The 5766-nt window shown below is 39.8% G+C and carries 3 protein-coding genes; all 3 read left to right on the top strand.

Annotated elements, in window-relative coordinates:
- Positions 1-767 precede the first annotated feature (767 nt).
- Positions 768-4955 carry an EAL domain-containing protein gene (locus ACKPEB_RS15245; protein ID WP_408965782.1) on the top strand — a complete coding sequence of 1396 codons (4188 nt, stop codon included), beginning with the start codon at positions 768-770 and terminating at the stop codon, positions 4953-4955.
- On the top strand, positions 4955-5230 hold the full coding sequence (locus ACKPEB_RS15240) for a glutaredoxin family protein (RefSeq protein ID WP_408965783.1): 276 nt from the start codon (positions 4955-4957) through the stop codon (positions 5228-5230). Before ACKPEB_RS15245 ends, ACKPEB_RS15240 begins: the two co-directional genes overlap by 1 nt.
- Before the next feature lie 281 nt (positions 5231-5511).
- On the top strand, positions 5512-5766 hold a 255-nt coding region (locus tag ACKPEB_RS15235; protein WP_408965781.1), incomplete at its 3' end, for a Mur ligase domain-containing protein.

Below are 5766 nucleotides of genomic sequence, written 5' to 3'. Positions count from 1 at the left end.
AACAGGGAACAGGGAACAGGGAACAGAGGGGAAAAGAAAATAGGGAAGGGAATAGGGATAGGTTCAATCAAACTTTATACGGTGTGATTAATCATCTCAATTGACGACCCAAAGTACGGAAAAATTGTTGGTTTTATTTCTTATTTTAACTTAATAAATTTAGCGATCTTGACCTGAATAGACAACAGAGTATGGCTTGGCATAAGCATTTGGTAAATTTAATAAATTTTCAGCAAAGGGTTGATTAATTTTCAGTTTTTCAGGATTAGATCATAGGATTTGAATTGATTCTCTTGAATTAAGATCAAATCCCTCAACGGGCTTGATCCTTCTTGGTGCAGATGCAATCCTTGAAGAATTCAAGTAGAGGTTCAGTCTGAACCCTCTGACCAATTCATCGAACAATATTGACCTTAACATTATCTTTTACCGAAAGAATTTTCATCGGACAATGATATTAATCCCATGAGCAATTTTTTTGCTGAACTGACATACATTTTAACCACATCCAAGACCTTTGTTAAGTTTTTTTTTAATTTTCGTTAAATAAAGTCAAAATTTAATGATGATAATTGTAGAATGTATACGGAGGAGCAGACAAAAAATCCTTGGTGCGTCCAATACTCTACCAATCAGGGATCACTACGAGTAGTCGAACAGACAATGCTGGAAGTGAGTTGATGCTCAACAAAAACGGGACACAGGGAGATCAAAACTAACTTTATCCCATTGCATCCATTGATCGCAAAGGGGTCATGGATTCGGATATGGAGGTTGCATTGCAAGACAGCCAAGCACTAATTCAAGCCATTGCAGAATTATTGCAAGTTCCTGTGGTTGTCAGTCGGATGGCTGATGGTTGGATTTTTTACTGTAATTCTTGTTTCCAGAGCACCTTCGGATTCCTCAACTCCGAATACCAAAACTTGACCGAATCCGATATCTTTGCCAATCTAACCGATCGGGAAGTTTTGTTGGAAAAATTGCGAAAAAAGAATGCAATCCAACAGCAACCGCTACAAGTGAAACGTTCTGATGGGAAGGTATGGTCGACAATGATTTCAATGCGTTTACTCAGTGTAAACGGAGAACAATTGGTTTTATCCACCTTCTCAAATTTAATCGCCAATCCCTCCGGTCACCTTGTCCCTTCCCGTCCAATGCCAAGCTTTGATCATTGGCAGGATGGGGTGATTGTGATGAATGCAGAAAACCAGATTATTCATTGGAATCCAGTGGCTGAACGGATGTTTGGCTATGACAAATCCCAAGTGATGGGTAAAACTCCTGCGGCATTAAATTTTACTCAATTGCATCATCTGGTCACTGACCTTTTTACTCAGAACCTGTGCTATTACTGTTCTGGGTGTACCCATGAGATCCCCTTGCTTCGCCGGGATGGAACATTCAGCCGTTGTCGAATCACGATTTTACCCCTGCGGAACGAATTCGGTCAGTTAGTCACCTTGTTGATTAATGCTCAGGAAATCATTGAGGAACTTCCAACCGTTACCACTGACGACCAACTCTTAACCAGCTTACAATCTAAGATCACTAACCAAGCCACCGTTGCTGATCTCGGTCAACAAGCACTAATTCAGTCTGACCTGTCCGTGTTCATGGATGAAGTGGTCTCCACCGTCGCTAAAACCCTAGATGTAGAATACTGTAAACTCTTGGAACTGATGCCCGGTGGTCATGCCTTTTGGTTGAGGGCGGGAGTCGGTTGGCAATCTGGACTGGTGCGGAATGCTAGAGTCAGTGCCCATCTCACGTCTCAGGCGGGATATACCTTATTCAAAAATGAACCCGTCATTGTTGAGGATTTACGAATTGAAACTCGGTTTTCAGGAAGTCCCCTACTGCATAATCATCGGATCATTAGTGGCATGAGTGTGGCCATTTCCCGGTGGGGACAAGATTCTTTGATGAACCAGGAACAATCACAATTTCCTGTCTCTAGCCATTGGGGAGTTTTAAGTGTTCATAGTCGTCACCCCCGTCAGTTTACCCCAGAAGATCTCCATTTTTTAGAAGCGATCGCCAATGTCTTAGCCGCCGCCATTGAACGCCATCGGACTGAAGAGCGCTTACAATTGATGGAACGGGCGATTCATAGTAGTAGTAATGGCATTGTCATTACCGATGCGACTCAAGCGGATAATCCGATCATTTTTGTTAATTCTGGGTTTGAGCGAATTACAGGATATAGCCGAGAAGAAATTTTAGGGAAAAATTGTCGATTTTTACAAGGGAATGATCCTAATAATTTAGGTGTTGAAAAAATTCGTCGTGCCCTTTTAGAAGGAAGAGAATGTCAAGTTGAACTGCGAAATTATCGAAAAGATGGTAGCTTTTTTTGGAATGAACTTTCGATTGCTCCGGTGTATAGTCCCAAGGGACATTTAACTCATTTTATTGGGATTCAAGCTGATATCACCAAGCGCAAACAATCGGAACAAGATTTAGTGTTACAATCCCAAGCTTTAGCTCAGTTTAGTTCTAATCTCAAACATTTACATCGAATTAGTACCTATCATCATCAAAGTTTAGATGAACTCTTTCGGGATTATCTTCAGTCAGGGTGTGAAATTTTTAAATTATCCATCGGTTTTATTAACCGATTAGAAAATGACCAAGTTATTATCGATACTGTTCATTCGGATTTAAAGCAGCTTCAACCCGGTCTAGCTGTGCCTTTACAAGAAAGTTACTCTCAGCACGTGATTCAGGCTCAGATGACTCAAGTTTATACCCAAATTGGGCAGAATCCTGAATTCAATCAACTTCAAAGTTATCAAAGATTTCATCTCGAAACTTGTTTAGGAACACCGATTTGGGTGAATGGCAAAATTTATGGAATCTTGGGATTTGCTTGTTTAGAAACTAAAACCATGACTTATGAATCCCATGAATTAGAAATTTTAGAATTAATGGCTCAAAGTATTGGTCGATTTATTGCGGCTCATCAAACGGAACAACAACGGGCAAAAGCTGAGTTAGCCCTCAGAGAAAGTGAAGAACGTTATCGGCGTTTAGTAGAATTATCCCCAGAAACCATCGCTATTCATGATGGAGAAAAATTAGTTTATATTAATATAGCGGGCGCAAAACTGTTAGGAGCCAGTCATCCCCAAGATTTAATGGGGCGTTCCATTTTAGATTTTCTTCCTCCTGATTATTTTGATTTAATTCAAGCTCAAATTAATAATCCTAAACCCACCGAGCAATCCGATGAGTTAATTGAACAGAAATTAACCCGATTAAACGGGGAAGTGATTGATGTCGAAATTGTCGGAATTCCTGCTAACTATCAAGGTCAATCGGCGATTCAAATTATTATTCGAGATATTACAGAACGGAAACGGTTTGAAGCTCAACTCATGTACGAAGCATTGCATGATGCACTCACCCAATTACCAAATCGCAGCTTTTTTAATGAACGTTTAGATCAAGCGTTAAAACGATCTCGAAAGGAGTCTGATTATCAGTTTGCTGTTTTATTTTTAGATTTAGATCGGTTTAAAGTTGTTAATGATAGTTTAGGACATTTGATTGGAGATCAACTCTTAGTTGAAATTGCCCATCGTCTTCTCAATTGTGTGAATTCCGTCGATACCGTTGCTCGTTTAGGGGGCGATGAATTTACAATCTTGCTGCATCGAATTCAAAACATCACCGATGCGACCCGGATGGCGGAGAAAATTCATGATGAATTAACTCAACCTTTTTATATTCAAGAACATGAAATTTTTACAACTGTTAGTATTGGGATTGTTCCCAGTCGTGGTCACTATCATCAATCCGAAAATAGTCATGAATCCTATCAATGTTTATTGTATAATAATCCTGATGATTTTTTACGAGATGCTGATATTGCGATGTATCGGGCAAAGGCAAAAGGTAAAGCCCGTTATGAAGTATTTGACTTAACAATCCATAGTCAAGCGATGTCAATGTTGCAGCTTGAAACAGATTTAAGACAAGCGATTTATGGACGAATGCGGATTATTAGCCCCCAACCTTCCCCACCCTTAACTCCCTTAACTAACCCTTTTCCAAGGAAATTAAAAACACCAGAAAATTTATTAAAACCCTCCCCATCCCCACCTCAAGAACTCAAAGATTTTAGGGTTTATTATCAACCGATTGTTTCTTTATCGAGTGAGAAAATTACTGGATTTGAAGCCTTAGTGCGTTGGTTCCATCCTCAACGGGGTTTAGTTTCACCCGCCGAATTTATTCCCGTCGCAGAAGAAACAGGATTAATTATCCCGTTAGGAACTTGGGTGTTACGGGAAGCTTGTCATCAACTTCGAGTTTGGCAAGAACAGTTAACTGAAAAATTTGCAGGTCTTCATTCCTCCGTGACAACAGGATTTAATCCGAAAAAAACTGGGGCTTCTGGTGTTTATCCCCTGACAATTAGCGTTAATTTATCGAGTAAACAACTTTGCCAAGCCAACCTACTCGAACAAATTGATCAAATTCTCGCTGAAACGGGTTGTCATCCCAGCGATTTAAAGTTAGAAATTACTGAAAGTGTAATTATGGAGAATTTAGCTACCTCATTTATTATTCTCGCACAATTAAGATCTCGTCAAATTCATCTCTCTATTGATGATTTTGGAACGGGGTATTCATCCTTAAGTTATTTACATCAATTTCCCTTAAATAGTTTAAAAATTGATCGCTCGTTTATTAATCGTTTAGATCAGGATCATAGTCCCTTCAGTGGCAATCAAAGCCAACCGTTACAAATTGTTAAAGCAATTATCTCGTTAGCTCAAAATTTAGAATTAGATGTCGTTGCTGAAGGAATAGAAACTCGTCAACAAATGAAAATTTTACATCAATTAGGATGTACTTTAGGACAGGGGTATTTATTTGCTAAACCCCTCCCCCCTGAAGAAGCAACAAAACTGTTATTAGCAGAGGTTAAAACCAACAAATGATTACACTAATTTTATACAGTAAACCAGGCTGTCATTTGTGCGAAGGATTACAAGAAAAAATTGAAAAAATTCAAGCTACCTCTCAAAAATTAGGAAAATTTCAATTAGAAATTCGAGACATTACGACGCGGGAAGATTGGTTTCAAACCTATCAATATGAAATTCCGGTTTTGTTCAAATCCAGTGAGATTGATAATACAGAACACCATATCCCTCGACCCTCTCCCCGAATGTCTGTGACGCAGTTAGAACAACTCTTACAAAAATATTGGTAGCGCATCCATATTGTGTAGAGACGTTGTATGCAACGTCTCTACGTGGGATCTAGGGTAATAATCTGTAGCACCGATTTCAGGATTTCATATAAATTAAATTTTTTTAATGTCCTTTTCTAGCAGGGAAAGTCAACGACAAGTTTTACCTCCAGTCAATAGCAGGCGAAGTCTATTGATGGATATTGCTGGTTTCTTCTTTGTGTATCGATACCCCTTTTCTTCCGACCTTCTCCTGATATGATGCAAAATAAAATCAGCCCAGTTATGAGGAGTGGTAACAGATGAAGCTCAAAGCGTTACTGGCAAAAGCAGGTATATCCATACCGTCCGAGTCCCATCCTGCTTTAGAACAAGAAGTGAAGGGGTTAACAACAAACTCCATCGCGTGTCAGTCAGGAGATTTATTCTTAGGAATGCCAGGAACCCGCGTGGATGGGGGAGAATTTTGGCCAAATGCCATCGCCTCTGGTGCAGTCGCCGCCTTCATCTGCGAAACCGCCGCCGAGAAAACCCAAGACCGCATCACAGCCGAACAC

It is taken from the genome of Planktothrix sp., from assembly GCF_046067725.1.
Classification (GTDB): Bacteria; Cyanobacteriota; Cyanobacteriia; order Cyanobacteriales; family Microcoleaceae; genus Planktothrix.
The sequence above is the reverse complement of the archived record's forward strand: the minus strand, read 5'-3'. Positions and strand labels throughout refer to the sequence as shown.

What these genes read in the sequence shown, in the direction of transcription:
- ACKPEB_RS15245 (WP_408965782.1), top strand. Translation starts at nt 768, where the DNA reads ATGGAGGTTGCATTGCAAGACAGCCAAGCACTAATTCAAGCCATTGCA.